General features: G+C 65.8%; 15 protein-coding genes. 10 read left to right on the plus strand and 5 right to left on the minus strand.

What is annotated here, in order from left to right; genetic code table 11:
- The first annotated feature begins 66 nt into the window (after positions 1-66).
- Positions 67-1,545 carry a pyruvate kinase gene (pyk, locus tag ACJ8FR_RS00280; protein WP_407826599.1) on the plus strand — a complete coding sequence of 493 codons (1,479 nt, stop codon included), beginning with the start codon at positions 67-69 and terminating at the stop codon, positions 1,543-1,545.
- On the opposite strand, the gene ACJ8FR_RS00285 is transcribed toward pyk, so the two are convergent.
- Positions 1,531-2,379 (minus strand): NAD(P)H-hydrate dehydratase, encoded by an 849-nt coding sequence (locus ACJ8FR_RS00285; RefSeq protein ID WP_407826600.1) that lies wholly within the window; start codon positions 2,377-2,379, stop codon positions 1,531-1,533. The genes pyk and ACJ8FR_RS00285 overlap by 15 nt on opposite strands.
- Entirely contained in the window at positions 2,376-3,152 is a 777-nt protein-coding gene (locus tag ACJ8FR_RS00290) for a histidine phosphatase family protein (RefSeq protein WP_407826601.1), read from the minus strand. The genes ACJ8FR_RS00285 and ACJ8FR_RS00290 overlap by 4 nt, the downstream gene beginning before the upstream one ends.
- A 154-nt stretch (positions 3,153-3,306) precedes the next feature.
- Here ACJ8FR_RS00290 and ACJ8FR_RS00295 point away from each other — a divergent pair, with 154 nt between their 5' ends.
- Positions 3,307-4,482, plus strand: coding sequence for a hypothetical protein (locus tag ACJ8FR_RS00295; protein ID WP_407826602.1), 1,176 nt, complete (start codon positions 3,307-3,309; stop codon positions 4,480-4,482).
- On the opposite strand, the gene ACJ8FR_RS00300 is transcribed toward ACJ8FR_RS00295, so the two are convergent.
- The 3 genes from ACJ8FR_RS00300 to ACJ8FR_RS00310 all read right to left on the minus strand — a co-directional run bounded on the left by ACJ8FR_RS00300 (position 4,479) and on the right by ACJ8FR_RS00310 (position 7,876).
- Positions 4,479-5,483: a glycoside hydrolase family 43 protein gene (locus ACJ8FR_RS00300; RefSeq protein ID WP_407826603.1), complete on the minus strand. Its 1,005-nt coding sequence runs from the start codon at positions 5,481-5,483 to the stop codon at positions 4,479-4,481. The two genes, ACJ8FR_RS00295 and ACJ8FR_RS00300, sit on opposite strands and share 4 nt — an antisense overlap.
- Positions 5,484-5,552: 69 nt before the next feature.
- Positions 5,553-6,722, minus strand: coding sequence for a UDP-galactopyranose mutase (gene glf, locus ACJ8FR_RS00305; RefSeq protein ID WP_407826604.1), 1,170 nt, complete (start codon positions 6,720-6,722; stop codon positions 5,553-5,555).
- On the minus strand, positions 6,719-7,876 hold the full coding sequence (locus tag ACJ8FR_RS00310; RefSeq protein WP_407826605.1) for a glycosyltransferase family 1 protein: 1,158 nt from the start codon (positions 7,874-7,876) through the stop codon (positions 6,719-6,721). Before ACJ8FR_RS00310 ends, glf begins: the two co-directional genes overlap by 4 nt.
- A gap of 286 nt (positions 7,877-8,162) precedes the next feature.
- Here ACJ8FR_RS00310 and ACJ8FR_RS00315 point away from each other — a divergent pair, with 286 nt between their 5' ends.
- The 8 genes from ACJ8FR_RS00315 to ACJ8FR_RS00350 all read left to right on the plus strand — a co-directional run bounded on the left by ACJ8FR_RS00315 (position 8,163) and on the right by ACJ8FR_RS00350 (position 16,300).
- Complete coding sequence (locus tag ACJ8FR_RS00315; RefSeq protein WP_407826606.1) at positions 8,163-9,689, plus strand: acyl-CoA carboxylase subunit beta; 1,527 nt, start codon at positions 8,163-8,165, stop codon at positions 9,687-9,689.
- On the plus strand, positions 9,670-10,122 hold the full coding sequence (locus ACJ8FR_RS00320) for a lysozyme inhibitor LprI family protein (RefSeq protein WP_407826607.1): 453 nt from the start codon (positions 9,670-9,672) through the stop codon (positions 10,120-10,122). The genes ACJ8FR_RS00315 and ACJ8FR_RS00320 overlap by 20 nt, the downstream gene beginning before the upstream one ends.
- A gap of 5 nt (positions 10,123-10,127) precedes the next feature.
- Positions 10,128-10,586: an OsmC family protein gene (locus ACJ8FR_RS00325; RefSeq protein ID WP_407826608.1), complete on the plus strand. Its 459-nt coding sequence runs from the start codon at positions 10,128-10,130 to the stop codon at positions 10,584-10,586.
- Complete coding sequence (mce, locus tag ACJ8FR_RS00330; protein ID WP_407826609.1) at positions 10,583-10,999, plus strand: methylmalonyl-CoA epimerase; 417 nt, start codon at positions 10,583-10,585, stop codon at positions 10,997-10,999. Before ACJ8FR_RS00325 ends, mce begins: the two co-directional genes overlap by 4 nt.
- Before the next feature lies 1 nt (position 11,000).
- Positions 11,001-11,777 (plus strand): alpha/beta hydrolase, encoded by a 777-nt coding sequence (locus tag ACJ8FR_RS00335; protein ID WP_407826610.1) that lies wholly within the window; start codon positions 11,001-11,003, stop codon positions 11,775-11,777.
- A 39-nt stretch (positions 11,778-11,816) separates the two neighbouring features.
- Positions 11,817-13,970: a methylmalonyl-CoA mutase gene (scpA, locus tag ACJ8FR_RS00340; protein WP_407826611.1), complete on the plus strand. Its 2,154-nt coding sequence runs from the start codon at positions 11,817-11,819 to the stop codon at positions 13,968-13,970.
- Positions 13,967-14,122, plus strand: a complete 156-nt coding sequence (locus ACJ8FR_RS00345) for a hypothetical protein (protein ID WP_407826612.1) — start codon at positions 13,967-13,969, stop codon at positions 14,120-14,122. Before scpA ends, ACJ8FR_RS00345 begins: the two co-directional genes overlap by 4 nt.
- 111 nt (positions 14,123-14,233) lie before the next feature.
- Positions 14,234-16,300: a biotin carboxylase N-terminal domain-containing protein gene (locus tag ACJ8FR_RS00350; protein WP_407826613.1), complete on the plus strand. Its 2,067-nt coding sequence runs from the start codon at positions 14,234-14,236 to the stop codon at positions 16,298-16,300.
- Positions 16,301-16,305: the final 5 nt, after the last annotated feature.

The following is a 16,305-nucleotide window of genomic DNA, read 5'->3' on the forward strand; positions in this document are numbered from 1 at the left end:
CCAAGGCTCTAACGGGTTGAACGGTCATATCAAGCGGCTAAGGCGGGCGCCCTAGAAGGAATGACATTGACAGAAACTCTCGCTCCACGTTCGCGCAAGGTGAAGATCCTGGCGACGCTCGGTCCCGCGACCAGCAGTCCGGCGATGATTCGCAAGCTGATGCTCGCGGGCGCCGACGCGTTCCGGATCAACATGAGCCACGGCGACCAGAAGCAGAAGGCCAAGCTGGTCGACCATATTCGAGCCCTGGAAAAGGAGTTCAAGCGGCCGACCACGATCCTGTTCGACCTGCAAGGCCCCAAGCTGCGAGTAGGCCATTTCGAGGGCGGCCGGACAATGCTCGAGAAGGGCGAGCGTTTCATGCTCGATCAGGATGAGGCCTCGGGGTCCTGCGGCCGCGTCCAGCTGCCGCACCCTGAACTGTTCGAGTCGATCCGGCCCGGCACCAACATCCTGATCGATGACGGCAAGGTCCGGTTGAAGGTCGTGGAGGCGGACGCCAGCCGGATCATCACGGAAGTACGGGTCGGCGGCATGGTGTCGGACAATAAGGGGGTCAACGTGCCCGACGTGGTGGTGCCGATCCCGGCGCTCACCGAAAAGGATCGCGATGACCTCCAGTTCGCGCTCGACCAGCGCGCCGACTGGATCGCCTTGTCATTCGTCCAGCGGCCGGAAGACGTGGCCGAGGCGCGCGCGCTGATCGGCGACCGCGCGGCGCTCCTCGCCAAGATCGAAAAGCCGGCGGCGATCGATCGCCTGAACGACATCGTCGCGCTCGCCGACGCGGTGATGGTCGCGCGCGGCGACCTCGGAGTCGAGCTTCCGCCCGAGCAAGTGCCGCCGATGCAGAACCGGATCGTCGCCACCGCGCGCCAATTCGGCAAGCCGGTCGTGGTCGCGACGCAAATGCTCGAATCGATGGTGACCTCGCCGACGCCGACCCGGGCCGAGGTCAGCGACGTCGCGACCGCGATCTACGACGGCGCCGACGCGGTGATGCTGTCGGCCGAAAGCGCGACCGGGCAATACCCTTGCGAAGCCGTGCAGATGATGGACCGCATTGCCACCAGCGTCGAACGCGATCCGTCCTACCAGGCGCGGATCCATTTCACCCAGACCCGGCTCGAAGCGACGACGGCGGATGCGCTCGCGGGCTCGGCTCGGCAAATCGTCACGACCATCTCGGCGACGGCGATGGTCTGCTACACGAGCTCGGGCGCGACGGCCCGCCGCATCGCGCGCGAACGGCCGCCCGTGCCGCTGCTGGCGATGAGTCCGTCGCAAGTCACAGCGCGCCGGATGGGGCTGCTGTGGGGCGTCCACGCTGTCCACTCGCGCGACGTCTCGAGCTTCGAAGAGATGGTCGAGAAGGGCAAGCGGATGGCGCTGCGCCACAATATCGCCAAGGGTGGCGACCGCATCGTGCTGATGGCCGGCGTGCCGTTTGGAACCGCCGGCTCGACCAACGTGCTCCATGTCGTCCGACTTATCGGCGACGAGCTCGAGCGCTACCAGACGGCGCAGGCGTCAGCGCGGAAGTAGGGCGGGAACCTCGTTGGCCATCTCGCGGGCGAGGAAGCCGATCGGCCCAATCCGTTTCCCGAGCGCGGCGCCGGCTTCGCCGTGCAGCCAGACCGCCCACAGCAGCGCGGTGAGCGGCTCCGCGCCGCGGGCGAGCAGGGCGCCCACGATCCCCGCAAGCACGTCGCCGCTGCCCGAAACGCCGACCCCGGGGGCGCCGCCGTCATAGGTCCAGACCGCGCCCTCGGGGGTGACGACATGGCTGGTCACTCCCTTGACCAGCACCACCGACCGGTAGAGCTCGGCCGCCCGGCGGCCGCAGCCGACCGGATCGCGTTCGATCTTCTCCTCATCACAGTCGAGCAGCGCCGCGAGCTCCCCGACGTGCGGGAGGAGCACAGGCGCGGTCGAACGCCCGCCATCGGGCGGCTCGAGCGAATGGAGCAGGGCGGCGTCGAGCGCCAGGCGCGCGTCCGAGGCGAGCAAGGCGTCGGCGATCTTCGCGCAGGCTTCGCCTTTCATCATGCCCGGCCCGGCGACGACGGCATCGACCTTTTCTGCCTGCCCGCCGATGGCCTTGGCCGCGCCGCTTGTGAACCCGCCTTCGTCGTCTTCGGGCAGACCGACGACCATCGCTTCGGGCATCGCGATGCCGAGCTGGACGGTGATGCTCTCGACGGTCGCGATGCGCAGCTTGCCGGCCCCGGCGCGCATTGCGGCGGTGGCTGCGAGCAGCGCCGCGCCGGGCACCTCGCGGCTTCCGGCGACAATCAGCACGCGACCCTTGGTCTCCTTGCCGCCGTCGACGATTGGGGGAAGCGGATGCGCGTCGAGCGCCGCGCGGTCGAGCTTCATCGAGTCCCGGCCATAGCGTCAGGCGCAGACGTTTTCGGCGCCCCTTCGGCTTCGAGCGGCGCGCCGTGATTCCACAGTTCGAGCGCGGGCACGCACAGGCCCTCGGCGTCGGGCTGGAACTCGTAGGCGGCAATGCCGCAGTTGAGCACCTCGGACTGCTTGTCGATCCCGAGGATCGCCTGCTCGTCGAGTTCTTCGAGGATGTAGCGGAAACACAGGACCACGACCTGGTGGCAGACGATCAGCACGCGCCGGTCGCAATAGTGCAGGTTGATCGTGTTGAGCATCGAACGGAGGCGCAGGATAACGTCGGCCCAGCTCTCCCCGCCGGGCGGGCGGTGATAGAATTTGCCGAGGCGCCGCCGGTGCGCGGCCTCCTCGGGGAATTTGTGTCGGATCCCGGCGGTCGTCAGCCGATCGAAGATGCCGAACTCGCGTTCGCGCAGCCGTTCGTCGAGAATGGTCCGCTCGGGTCCGCCAGCCAGCGCGCCTTGCTCGCAGATCAGCGCGGCGGTTTGCTTGGCGCGGACATAAGGCGAGGAGAGGATGATCTCGGGCCGCTCGTTTCGCGGAAGCTCGGCGAACCAGCGGCCGGCGGCCCTGGCCTGGTCCACGCCGAGCGCCGACAGCGGCACATCGACGTCGCGCATGTCGATGTCGATCAGATGCGCGCCCGCCTCGTCGGCGGCGTCGCGCGCGACATTGCCCTGGCTCTGGCCATGCCGGACCAGCCACAGCCGGGCGGGCCAATTCTGGCGTGTCGTGGACGTCATCAAGCGGCAGAAAGCACCAGCGAGGCAATTGTGCCACTGGCGTCGGCCGTCGGCGCCGCGCTACCGTCCAGACCGCGGGCGCAGGCAACGGAAACGGCAGTTGCGCTTTTTGCGTTGATCGGCTCGATTTCGGGGTTCAGGCATTTGGGGATTGATGAAGAGCGAATCCGGGATGAGTTTCGCCAGCTTCTTCCAGGCTGGTTTCGAATGCTCGTCGCATCGGCGGCGGGACGGCGTGCGCCTGGACCTGATCAGGGCCACCGGTCACGGCAAGCATGCGCTCGTCGACTATCGCCTATGCAAGGCCCACGGCTTCGGGACGGTCCGCGACGGCCTTCGCTGGCACCTCATCGAGAAGTCGCCGGGCCAATATGACTGGTCGAGCTGGCTGCCGATGCTCGAGGCTGCCGAGGAGGCGGGATTGCAGGTCATCTGGGACCTGTTTCACTACGGCTGCCCCGACTGCATCGATCCAGGCGCGCCCGACTTCCCCGAGCGCTTCACCGATTTCGCCGTGGCGGCGGTCGAGGTGCAGCAGTCGGTCAGCGACGGGCCGCCGGTCCTGTGCCCGCTGAACGAGATCAATTTCCTCTCCTGGGCGGTCGACGACGGCTATTTCCCACAGGTCGGGCCGAAACAGCGCGGCTGGTTCAAGGAGCAGCTCGTCAGGACCGCAATCAGCACAGCCCGGGCGATCCGGGAGCGCTGGCCCGACGCGACGATCATCTGGGCCGAGCCCTTGATCCACATCGCGCCGCATGACGGACGGCGGCGCACCATCGCCGATGCCGAGCGCAATCGCCAGGGCATGTACGAGGCCTACGACTGGATCATGGGCCTGGCGCGGCCGGAGCTTGGGGGCGACGCGTCATTCGTCGATGTGGTCGGATGGAATTTCTACCCGCACAACCAGTGGTACTTCAAAGGCCCGACCGTCCCGATGGGCCACCACGAATACCGCCCGCTGGCCGACATGCTCGTCGAAATCGCCGAGCGGTACCAAAAGCCGATGTTCCTTTCCGAAACCGGGGCGGAAGGCAGCGGCAAGCCGTCCTGGCTCCATTATGTCTCCAACGAGGTCCGCGAGGCGATGAGCCGCGGAGTCGATGTGCGGGGAATTTGCTGGTACCCGATCACCGCTTATCCCGGCTGGGACAATTCGAGGCATGCCGAGACCGGACTGTTCTCGACGGTGGTCGCCAACGGAAGCCGGCACGTGGACCAACGGCTGCTCGCCGAATTCGAGCGGCAACGCGAGGAATTCGCCCAGATGGAGGAGGAGCGGAAGCGGCGCTCGCGTCCGCGCGCCGTCGGCGGCGCTCGCCCCTAGGTAACGGGCGCGGCCTGCGGTCCGTCGGAGGGAGTGCCGACATAAGGCCAGCCGTCGTTCCACTCGATGCGGTCGATCAGCAGCACGCGCCGGCTGTTGATCTCGTCCTCCTGGCGTTGGCGCGGCCGGTTCACGTCGATTGCGTGATAAATGATCCAGTCCTGTCCAGCCCGGTCGGTCGCAATCGTATTGTGTCCCGGCGCAAGCCAGCGATCGCTCATGTGAAGCATCAGGCTGTGCGGCACGCCCTTGGCCTGCTCGAGCGTCTCGAACGGCCCGATGGCGCTATCAGAGCGGGCGACCATCACGCCATATTCGGCATCGGGTCCGCAGCAATTGTCGCCTGAATAGAAGAGATAATAATGGCCTTCGCGGTGCAGCAGCCACGAGGCTTCGACCAGCCGCGGGAACGCGCCTTCCTTGCCGTTGGGCCAGATGAGGTCGATCGGCTTGCTTCCTTCGGCGAAGGACATGCGGTCGGGGCCAAGCTCCTGCACGCTGATCGGCCGGAAGTCCGATCCCCAGTAGAGCAGGTGCTTTCCGGTCGCGGGATCGTCGAAGGCCATCGGATCGATGAATTCGAAGCCGGTCCCGACCAGCAGCGGCTTCCCCATGTCGACGAACGGACCGTCGGGATAAGGCGAGGTGGCGATGGCCAGGGCATGCCCCCGCTCGTGGCGCTCGCAGACGTCGGGCGTTGCCGAATAATACATGAAGTAGGTCGTGCCGTCCCAGATCACGCTCGGCGCCCAGAAGTCCTGCGTCATGCGCGCCCAGACCGGCTTTTCGGGAAGCGCGTCGCCGCGATGTTCCCAATCGACGAGGTCCTTCGAGCGCGCGACCTGGATGTTGGTCCAGTGGCCGTCGCGCAGCGTCTGCGTTGCATAGGCGTAGTAATAGCCGTCCGGCGCCTGGATCACGGCCGGATCGGGGAAATCCCAATCGAGGATCGGATTGACGTAGGTACCCGCAGCTGGAGCGAGCGCTTCATGAGTGGCCACGAAACCGCTCATATGGCCGGCTCGCCGGAAGCGAAAGCGGGATTGTCCCTGCTCTCGCACGCGTTTTTCCTATTCGGCGGCGACGGCGGCGGGCTCGTGCCGTTCCTTCACCTTCTCGTCTATGCGCCGGAAGGTGGCGAGCGCCTGGCCGACGATCTGGTCCATGTTGTAATAGCGGTAGGTCGCGAGCCGCCCGACGAAGGTGACATCTTCCGTCGCGTCGGCGAGCGCCTCGTACTTCTTGAACAGTTCCTGGTTCTCGGGCCGCGGGATCGGATAATAAGGATCGCCCTCTGCCGACGGATATTCGTAGGTGATGGTCGTCACCGGCGATTCCTGCCCGGTCAGATATTTGTACTCGCTGATGCGGGTGAACGGCACTTCCTCGCACGGATAATTGACCACCGCGACCGGCTGGAACCGCTCCTGCTCGAGCGTCTGGTGATCGAATTTCAGCGACCGGTACGGCAGCTTGCCGAAGCGGAAATCGAAATATTCGTCGATCGGGCCGGTGTAGATGATGTGGTCGGCAAGTTCGTGCGCTGTGTCCTTGAGCTCGGCGAAATCGACGCCGGTGCGCACCTCGATCAGTGGACGATCGAGCATCTTCCCGAACATCGCCGTGTAGCCATTGAGCGGCATCGCCTGGAACGTGTCGCTGAAATAGCGGTCGTCGGTGCTCGTCCGCGTCGGGATCCGGCTCGTCACCTGCTTGTCGAGCTCGCTCGGATCGAGCCCCCATTGCTTGCGCGTGTAGCCGCGGAAGAACAGTTCGTAGAGCTCCTGGCCGACGGCGTTGACGACCACGTCTTCGGACGTGCGGATTTCGTCGACCGGCTCGGCGCGCGACGCGAGGTACTCGGCCGCTTGTTCGTCCGTCTGGAGGTCGAGGTCGAACAGCAGGTTGAGCGTGGTGCGGTTGATCGGAATCGGCACCAGCTGCCCCCGAACGAAGGCGAGCACGCGATGCTCGTACGGCCGCCACTCGGTGAACTGCGACAGATAGTCGACGACCGCATCGCTGTTGGTGTGGAAGATGTGCGGCCCATATTTGTGATACAGAATGCCGGCTTCGTTGGGCTCGTCGTAGGCGTTGCCGCCGATGTGCGGCCGCCGGTCGATCAGCAGCACCCGCGCGCCGTGCTGGCTGGCCAGGCGCTCGGCGAGGATGGAGCCGGCGAACCCGGCTCCGACGATCAGATAATCATAGCGGCGGTCCCCCCGGAATGCCGCGTTCATTCCGCGGCCACAAGCAGCGCCTGCGAGTTGGCGCCAGTGCGCGTGCCGAGCAGCTCGGCGATCAGGCCCGCCATGCGCGCCTGCGTGGTGTCCCAGCTGGCCGCCGACAGGAGGAGGTCGGCCTCGGCCAGCCATCCGCTTTCCGGATGGCGCGACAGCTCGAGCGCGGACTCGCAGGCGGCGACAAATTCCTCCGGCGTGGAGGCGATCTTGACGCCTTCGAGCTGCCCGTAATGCCGCACGACGTCCTTGATCGGAGTCGACACCACCGGCTTGCCACCGGCGAGATATTCGGGCGTCTTGGTGGGGGAGATGAACTGGGTCGACTCGTTCATCGCGAACGGCATCAGCGCCACGTCCCAGCCCGACAAATACGCGGGAAGCTGGCCGTAAGTCTTCGGCCCGAGATAATGGATGTTGTGCCGCCGCGGCAGCTCTTCCTCGGAGATCTTGACGACCGGGCCGACCATCACGAACGACCAGTCGGGGCGCATCGCCGCGACGGCGTCGAGTAGCGCCGTGTCGAACCGTTCGTCGATCACGCCGTAGAAGCCGAGCCTCGGCCGCGGCAGATCCTCCTGGTCGGCGGGCTCGAACTGGCGGACGCGCGCCTTGCAGAAATGGGCGCGGTCGACCGACGAGGGGAAGCAATGGACGCTGTCGTGGCGGTGCTTCTTCGCCTCGTACAGGCTGGAGCCGCCGGTGAAGACCACGTCCGCCCGGTCGATCAATTCCTGCTCGAGCGCGAGCAGATGCGTCGGCGCGAACTTGAACTTCGAAAGCTCGTCCATCGCGTCATAAACGGTGACGTCGGGATCGAGATCGCGCGAGAAGCTCAGCATCATCGGCGTGTAATACCAGGCAACGAGCGGCCCGCGGATGGACGCGACGTGCGCGTCGAGCAGCCGCTTGAGCGCCGCATCGCGCGCGTCGTCCGGCATGCCCTGAGGCAGGTGGGGGACGACGACGCGGACCTTGACCGCATCGGGCGCCTCGCGCACCTGAAGAAAAGCGGTTTCCCTGGGTCCGATCTCGATCGGCTCTTCCCAGAAGATGACGTTCATCTCGCGCGCGAACCGGCACATCAGGTGCTGCGGCCGCTGGAACACGAAGTTCCACCGCAAGTGCGAGAAGCAGATCAAAGTTGTGGGCACGGGATCAGGCGCCGAGTGCTCGGCTTCCAACTCCACAGGCACCCCGACGCGAGTCAGCATTTTCCGTTTATCCTCCGTGTCATGTTTCCCCACGAAAGAACGGGGAGCACCGGTTACGGTTCCGCAACACTGATCAATGTTAATCCGAAATTCATGCATGTTGCACTGCAACATCGTCGAACCGGTGCGGGTCCGCGCCAAGCGGTGCTCGCTGGCTCGCATTGACCGGGCGAAGTACGCGTGGAAGGAGCTTCGGCCAGCTTCTTAGATGGGGACGCGCGGCGAGATGGCAACCACGATCGAAGAGCTCGAGAAACGCCGCGAGCTGGCGCGGCTCGGCGGGGGCGAGAAGCGCATCGCGGCGCAGCACGCCAAGGGCCGCCTGACCGCGCGCGAGCGCCTGTCCGTGCTGCTCGATCCCGGCAGCTTCGAAGAATATGACATGTTCGTCGAGCATAATTGCGCCGACTTCGGGATGGCAGAGCAGAAAATCCCCGGCGACGGCGTCGTCACCGGCTCGGGCACGATCAACGGCCGGCTGGTTTACGTCTTCGCCCAGGACTTCACCGTATTTGGCGGCTCCTTGTCGGAACGCCATGCCGAGAAGATCTGCAAGGTCATGGACATGGCGATGAAGGTCGGCGCGCCGGTGATCGGGCTCAATGACTCAGGCGGCGCCCGCATCCAGGAAGGCGTCGCGAGCCTCGCCGGCTATGCCAATGTGTTCCAGCGCAACGTGCTCGCGAGCGGTGTCATCCCGCAGATCAGCCTGATCATGGGCCCGTGCGCCGGCGGCGCGGTCTATTCGCCGGCGATGACCGACTTCATCTTCATGGTGAAGGACTCAAGCTACATGTTCGTCACCGGCCCGGAGGTGGTGAAGACCGTCACCAACGAGGTGGTGACCCAGGAGGAGCTGGGCGGCGCGGTCACCCACACGACCAAGTCGGGCGTCGCCGACGTCGCGTTCGAGAACGACATCGACGCGCTGCTCGCGACGCGCGAGTTCGTCGACTTCCTGCCCTTGTCGAATCGCCACGATTTGCCCGAGCGTCCGTGCGAGGACCCGGTTGACCGCATCGAGGACAGTCTCGACACGCTCGTCCCGCCGAGCGCGGCGACGCCCTATGACATGCACGAGCTCATTCGGAAGGTGGCCGACGAGGGCGACTTCTTCGAGCTGATGCCGGCGCACGCGGCGAACATCATCGTCGGCTTCTGCCGCATCGAGGGGCGTACCGTCGGAGTCGTCGCCAACCAGCCGATGGTGCTCGCCGGCGTGCTCGACATCAATTCGGCCAAGAAGGCGGCGCGCTTCGTCCGCTTCTGCGACGCGTTCGATATCCCCATCCTGACCTTCGTCGACGTGCCCGGCTTCTTGCCCGGCGTCGGGCAGGAGCATCACGGGATCATCAAGCATGGCGCGAAATTGCTGTTCGCTTATGCTGAAGCGACGGTGCCCAAGATCACGGTGATCACGCGCAAGGCCTATGGCGGCGCTTACGACGTGATGGCCTCCAAGCACCTGCGCGGCGACTTGAACTACGCCTGGCCGACCGCCGAGATCGCGGTGATGGGGGCCAAGGGCGCGGTCGAGATCATTTTCCGCGGCAAGACCAAGGCGGAGATCGCCGAGCACACGCAGGAATATGAAGAGCGCTTCGCCAACCCGTTCGTGGCGGCGAGCATGGGCTTCATCGACGAGGTGATCATGCCCCACTCGACCCGCCGGCGCGTCGCGATGGGGCTAAGGAAGCTGCGCAACAAGCAACTCGAGAACCCGTGGAAGAAGCATGACAATATTCCGCTTTAGCCTACTGCTCTTGTGTCTGTTTCTGCCCGCCTCGGTTTTGCCTGCGGTTAAGGCCGCGCCGAACATCGACCGGATAGGCGAATGCGGGAACATCGACCCTTTTACGGTGCGCAAATGCGTGGGAGCTCGCATCGATCGCAAGGAGCTGCTGATGACCCAACAGTTCATCAAGGCTCGCAAAGCTGTCGCTCGGGGCTTTGCTCGCTACGGCGACAACGATAATCGGACGGACCCCAAATACCTCGATGCTTCCCAGGCTGCCTGGAAGCGGTACGTCGAGAATAGCTGCACCGTCATTGCGGCATATCCCGGGGGCTCGAATTCAGCGATCTCCGATCGGAAAATGTACTGCTATGAGGAGGAACTTGATCGCCGCATTCGGTTCCTCCGCGACGTGGCCGACGGAACTGGTGTGGTGGACCTGGTAGGTTAGAAGTCATGAGCACCTACACCGCCACGATCCGCTGGAGCCGCACAGGTGACGGCGACTTCGCCAAGGGCCAGTACAGCCGCGCGCATGAGTGGGCGTTCGACGGCGGCGCATTGGTCCCAGCAAGCGCGAGCCCGCACGTCGTCCCCGCGCCCTGGTCCGACTCGGGCGGCGTCGATCCGGAGGAGGCGTTCGTCGCCAGCCTCGCGAGCTGTCACATGCTGTTCTTCGTCGACTTCGCGCGGCGCTCGGGGCTGGTCGTCGATTCCTATGTCGACGAGGCCGAAGGCGTGTTGGAGAAGCGCGCCGACGGCAAGATGGCGATGACTAGCGTCACGCTCCACCCGCGCGTGACGTGGAGTGGTAACCCGCCCGACCAAGCCGCGATCGCCGACCTCCACCACCGCGCCCACGACGCCTGCTTCATCGCCAATTCCGTGACGACGGAAGTGAAGGTCGACCAATGAAGCTCGGCCGCCTCAACCACGTCGGCGTGGCGACGCCGTCGATCGAGAACAGCCTCGCGCTCTATCGCAATATGTTCGGCGCGGAGCCGCATGGGCCGGCCTTCGACCTCCCCGCGCAGGGCGTCCGCGTGTGCTTCGTCGACACGCCCAACAGCCAGATCGAGCTGATCGAGCCGCTGGGCGCGGACTCTCCGATCGCGAGGTTCCTCGAGAAGAACCCGCTCGGCGGTCAGCATCACGTGTGCTTCGAAGTGCCCGACATCCACGCCGCCAAGGCCGAGTTCGAGGCCAAAGGCGCGCGCGTGCTCGGCGAGCCGCGCATCGGCGCGCACGGGACGCTGGTGTTCTTCGTCCACCCCAAGGACATGGGCGGCGTGCTGACGGAGATCATGGAAACGCCGCCAGCTCGCTGAGATGGGCATCGCGCGGGCATTCCTGCTGGTGCTTTCCGCGATGTCCGTTGCTTCGTCCGCCGGCGCCAAATCGAGCGATCATGGGGGAGCGCTGAGCGCGCGGCCGGGAGCACCGCCACTCACGCTCGCGGCCGGCGAGACGAGGCTGCCCGACGGCTCGCTCGTCTACCGCCCGGCAACCCTTCCGGCTGGTGCGCGCCCGCTGCTGGTGATCCTTCACGGATTCGGCCAGGACCCAACGAATTTCGTGCGCAGCTTCACCCATTGGGCCGACCGCTGCGGCGCGATATTGATCGGGCCGGTCGCCCAGCACGTCACCTGGGACATCATCGCGAGGTCGCGTGATCTCGACACCAGGCTCACGAGGCCGAGCCGGCCGCCGATGAGGTTCGGCCAGGATGCTCGCCGAATCGACGCAGACCTCGCCGCATTGTTCGCGATGGCTCCGGTCGATCCCCGGCATGTCGCATTGCTCGGATTCTCCGACGGCGCGAGCTATTCGCTGTCGCTGGGCCTCGCCAATCCGCAGCTCTTCCCATGGATCATGTCCTTCTCACCCGGCTTCGCGCTGTGGCCAAGCGAGGTCGCGCTCGGCCAAAAGCTGTTCATCGCGCACGGCACCAAGGACAGCCGGCTCGCTTTCGTCAATACGCGCGACGGCATCGTCAAACCGCTGCGGGACGCGGGCGTCGACGTGCAGTTCCGCCAGTTCGACGGCGATCATGTGCTCGTCCGGCCGATCGTCCAGGAATCGCTGACGCTCGCGTTCGGGTGTTGAGGGTGGAGGTTCTCGGGCCGGCGCGCTAGGTCACCGGGCGTGACCGACAGGCCGTCAAAATCCGATCGCAATCGCGAAGATTGGGGGAAGCTCGCCGCGAAGGAAGCGCGCGGCAGGGATTTGTCGCGCGAGACGGTCGAAGGCATCCGGCTCGACACGGTTTACGGCCCGGACGCCGCCGCCGGGATCGACAGCGGCTATCCCGGCATCGCGCCCTTCACCCGCGGCCCCTACGCGACGATGTACGCCGGCCGGCCGTGGACCATCCGCCAGTACGCCGGCTTCTCGACCGCCGAGGAATCCAACGCCTTCTACCGCCGCAACCTCGCCGCGGGCCAAAAGGGCCTGAGCGTCGCGTTCGATCTCGCCACCCACCGCGGCTACGACAGCGACAATCCGCGCGTCGCCGGCGACGTCGGCATGGCCGGTGTGGCGATCGACAGCGTCGAGGACATGAAATTGCTCTTCGACGGCATCCCGCTCGACCAGATGTCGGTCAGCATGACCATGAACGGCGCCGTGCTTCCGGTGATGGCCTTCTTCATCGTCGCCGGCGAGGAGCAGGGCGTGCCGCCCGCCAAGCTCACCGGCACGATCCAGAACGACATCCTCAAAGAGTTCGCGGTCCGCAATACCTACATCTACCCGCCCGAGCCGAGCATGCGGATCGTCAGCGACATCATCGCATATTGCGCGACGGAGATGCCCAAGTTCAACTCGATCTCGATCAGCGGCTATCACATGCACGAGGCCGGGGCGACGGCGGTGCAGGAGCTTGCGTACACGCTCGCCGACGGCATGGAATATGTCCGCTGTGCGAAGGCCGACGGGCTCGACATCGACGAGTTCGCCGGACAGCTGAGCTTCTTCTGGGGCATCGGCATGAACCTGTTCATGGAAGTCGCCAAGCTCCGCGCCGCGCGCACTTTGTGGCACCGGATCATGACCGACCTCGGTGCCAAGAAGGACGAGTCCAAGCGGCTCAGGACCCATTGCCAGACGAGCGGCGTCAGCCTGACCGAGCAGGACGCCTACAACAACATCGTCCGCACCACGATCGAGGCGCTGGCGGCGGTGCTCGGCGGGACTCAATCGCTGCACACCAACAGCTTCGACGAGGCGATCGCGCTGCCGACCGATTTTTCCGCGCGCATCGCCCGCAACACGCAGCTGATCCTTGCCGAGGAAAGCGGGGTGACCGCGGTCGCCGACCCGCTCGGCGGGAGCTGGTACGTCGAGAGACTGACGCGCGAATTGGAAGAGAAAGCCTGGGCGCTGATCGAGGAAGTCGAGACGCACGGCGGGATGACCAAGGCGGTCGCCGAAGGGCTGCCCAAGCACCGGATCGAGGAAGCCGCCGCGGCACGCGCGGCCAAGGTCGATGTGGGCGAGACGGTGATCGTCGGTGTCAACCGCTACCGGCTCGTGGAAGAGGAAGAGCACGACATCCTCGAAGTCGACAATGCACGGGTGCGGACAGGCCAAATTGCGCGGATCGAGAAGGTGCGGGAGGGGCGTGATGAGGCGAAAGCGCGTGCGGCGCTCGATGCGCTGGAACAGGGCGCGCGGAGCGACGCGAACCTGCTGGCGCTGAGCGTCGAAGCGGCGCGGGTTCGCTGCACGCTCGGCGAAATCTCCGACGCGTTAGAGCGCGCGTTCGGGCGCTACGGCACCGTGCCGGAGCCGGTGCGCGGCATCTACGGCAAGGCACGGCGCGATGGGCGGTGGAGAGCCGCCGAAGAAGCGACGCAATCCGTCGCCGACCGCCTCGGCCGCAAGCCGCGGATCATGGTCGCCAAGATGGGCCAGGACGGCCACGACCGCGGCGCGAACCTGGTCTCCTCGGCCTTCACCGACTTGGGCTTCGAAGTGATCCCCGGGCCTTTGTTCCAGACCCCGCGCGAGACCGCGCAAATGGCGGTCGAGGCCGACGTCGACGTGGTCGGCGCCTCCTCGCTCGCCGCCGGCCACCGCACCCTCATCCCCGAGATGATCGAGGCGCTCAAGGACATGGGCCGCGCCGACATCAAGGTCGTCGCCGGCGGGGTCATCCCGCCGCAGGATTATGCCGCGCTCCGCGCCGCGGGGGTGCAGGCGATCTTCGGCCCCGGCACCAACCTCGCCGACGCCGCCGACGAAGTTCTGCGCCTGCTCGGGCATAATAGACCGCCACTGGATGAGGCTGCGGAGTGACGGACGAGCCGGGCTACACGCCGGAGGAATTAGAACGCGGCGAGGATCAGGCTTGGCACATTCCAATTTGGGGTTGCCTTTTGGTCATTGGCATTTTGGCGCTAATCTTCTGGCTGATGTTCAGCCACGGCTTCTTCATGCATGGCGATTGATGGCTATCCCGTCATGCTGAACTTGTTTCAGCATCCATTTTCGGGAAGGTCTGTGCGGGTGGCGGAATGGACCCTGAAACGAGTTCAGGGTGACGGTTTGGGGCGTCCCTGATGTTCAAAAAGATTCTCATTGCGAACAGGGGCGAGATTGCGTGCCGGGTGATCCGCACCGCGCGGCGGATGGGGATCAAGACGGTCGCGGTCTATTCCGACGCTGACGCGCGCGCGCCGCATGTGAAGATGGCCGACGAGTGCGTCCGGCTCGGACCTGCGCCGGCGTCCGAATCCTACCTCAAGGCCGAGCTGATCATCGACGCGTGCAAGGCGACGGGCGCCGAGGCGGTGCATCCGGGCTACGGCTTCCTCTCGGAACGCGAGAGTTTTGCGAAAGCGCTGGCCAAGGCCGGCATCACGTTCATCGGCCCGCCGCCCAAAGCCATCGCCGCGATGGGCGACAAGATCGAATCCAAGAAGCTGGCGCAGAAAGCCGGGGTGAACATCGTCCCGGGCTACCTGGACGACATCGCGACGACCGCCGACGCGGTGAAGATCGCCAAGGGCATCGGCTATCCGGTGATGATGAAAGCGTCGGCCGGGGGCGGCGGCAAGGGCATGCGCCTCGCGTACGATGAGAAGGACGTGCGCGAGGGGTTCGAGAGCGTCAAGCGCGAGGGCCTCGCTAGCTTCGGCGACGACCGCGTGTTCATCGAGAAGTTCATCGAGCAGCCGCGCCACATCGAGATTCAGCTGCTCGGCGACCAGCACGGCAATATCGTCTATCTCAACGAGCGCGAATGCTCGATCCAGCGCCGCCACCAGAAGGTGGTCGAGGAAGCGCCGTCGCCTTTCGTCTCGCCGGAGATGCGCAAAGCGATGGGCGAGCAGGCGGTCGCGCTGGCGCGGGCGGTCGGATATTATTCCGCTGGGACGGTCGAGCTGATCGTCAACGGCGCCGATCCGACGGGAAGAAGCTTCTACTTCCTCGAGATGAACACGCGGCTGCAGGTCGAGCATCCGGTGACCGAGGAGATCACCGGCCTCGACCTCGTCGAGCAGATGATCCGCGTCGCGGCGGGGGAGAAGCTCGCCTTCACGCAGGACGATGTGAAGCTCGACGGCTGGGCGGTCGAGACGCGGGTCTATGCCGAGGATCCCTATCGCGGGTTTTTGCCCAGCACGGGTAGGTTGGTGCGGTACCAGCCCCCCGTTCGTCATCCCCGCGAAAGCGGGGACCCCGCTTCCTCAAAGAAACAGTGGGATTCCCGCGTGCGCGGGAATGACGAAGTAAGGGTGAGGATCGACGACGGCGTCGCCGACGGCGGCGAGGTCAGCATATTCTACGATCCGATGATCGCCAAGCTGATCACCTGGGCGCCGACGCGGCTCGAAGCGATCGACGCGCAAATCGCCGCGCTCGACCAGTTCGTGATCGACGGCATCAGTGACAATGTCGATTTCCTCTCCGCGCTGATGCAGCACCCGCGCTTCCGCAGCGGCGACATCACCACCGGCTTCATCGCCGAAGAATATCCGGACGGGTTCGGCGGCGCGCCTGCCGACGCGCAGCTGACCAGCGACCTCGCCGTGATCGCGGGCATGGTCGCGGTGATCACCGACGAGCGCGCGGCCGAGATCAGCGACCAGCTCGGTCCGCGAACGCATCTGTCGTGCGACCGCGTGGTGCGCATGGCGGGCGCGGAGCACCGCGTACGCATCAAGCCATACACGGGCGGGACTTTGGCCGTTCTGGATGGCGGCGAGCTGATCGACATCGTCGGACGCTGGGTGCCGGGGCAGCGGCTGCTGCGCGTCGACGTCGACGGCCGCCGGCGCATCGTCCAGGTGCGCCGCGCCGGCCGCGGATGGGAGCTGCAGACGCGAGGCGCCAGCCACAAGGTGCAGGTCCTGCCGCCGCATGTCGCCGAGCTGTCGAAGCACATGATCGAGAAGGTGCCGCCGGACCTGTCGCGGCTGCTGCTGGCGCCGATGCCGGGGCTGCTGACGCGGCTCGACGTTAAGATCGGCGACAAGGTCGAGGCGGGCCAGCCCGTCGCGGTGATGGAAGCGATGAAGATGGAGAATATCCTCCGCGCCGGCCGCGCCGCGACGGTCAAGGCCACACCCGCCAAGCCCGGCGACAGCCTCGCGGTCGATCAGGTCATCGTGGAGTTTGAGTGACTTGT

Origin of the sequence: Sphingomonas sp., from assembly GCF_045810705.1 — a bacterium.
Taxonomy (GTDB): domain Bacteria; phylum Pseudomonadota; class Alphaproteobacteria; order Sphingomonadales; family Sphingomonadaceae; genus Sphingomicrobium.

What these genes read in the sequence shown, in the direction of transcription:
- ACJ8FR_RS00290 (WP_407826601.1), bottom strand. Translation starts at nt 3,152, where the DNA reads ATGACGTCCACGACACGCCAGAATTGGCCCGCCCGGCTGTGGCTGGTC.
- ACJ8FR_RS00315 (WP_407826606.1), top strand. Translation starts at nt 8,163, where the DNA reads ATGGCAACCACGATCGAAGAGCTCGAGAAACGCCGCGAGCTGGCGCGG.
- ACJ8FR_RS00335 (WP_407826610.1), top strand. Translation starts at nt 11,001, where the DNA reads ATGGGCATCGCGCGGGCATTCCTGCTGGTGCTTTCCGCGATGTCCGTT.
- ACJ8FR_RS00285 (WP_407826600.1), bottom strand. Translation starts at nt 2,379, where the DNA reads ATGAAGCTCGACCGCGCGGCGCTCGACGCGCATCCGCTTCCCCCAATC.
- ACJ8FR_RS00320 (WP_407826607.1), top strand. Translation starts at nt 9,670, where the DNA reads ATGACAATATTCCGCTTTAGCCTACTGCTCTTGTGTCTGTTTCTGCCC.
- ACJ8FR_RS00295 (WP_407826602.1), top strand. Translation starts at nt 3,307, where the DNA reads ATGAAGAGCGAATCCGGGATGAGTTTCGCCAGCTTCTTCCAGGCTGGT.
- ACJ8FR_RS00350 (WP_407826613.1), top strand. Translation starts at nt 14,234, where the DNA reads ATGTTCAAAAAGATTCTCATTGCGAACAGGGGCGAGATTGCGTGCCGG.
- ACJ8FR_RS00325 (WP_407826608.1), top strand. Translation starts at nt 10,128, where the DNA reads ATGAGCACCTACACCGCCACGATCCGCTGGAGCCGCACAGGTGACGGC.
- glf (WP_407826604.1), bottom strand. Translation starts at nt 6,722, where the DNA reads ATGAACGCGGCATTCCGGGGGGACCGCCGCTATGATTATCTGATCGTC.
- mce (WP_407826609.1), top strand. Translation starts at nt 10,583, where the DNA reads ATGAAGCTCGGCCGCCTCAACCACGTCGGCGTGGCGACGCCGTCGATC.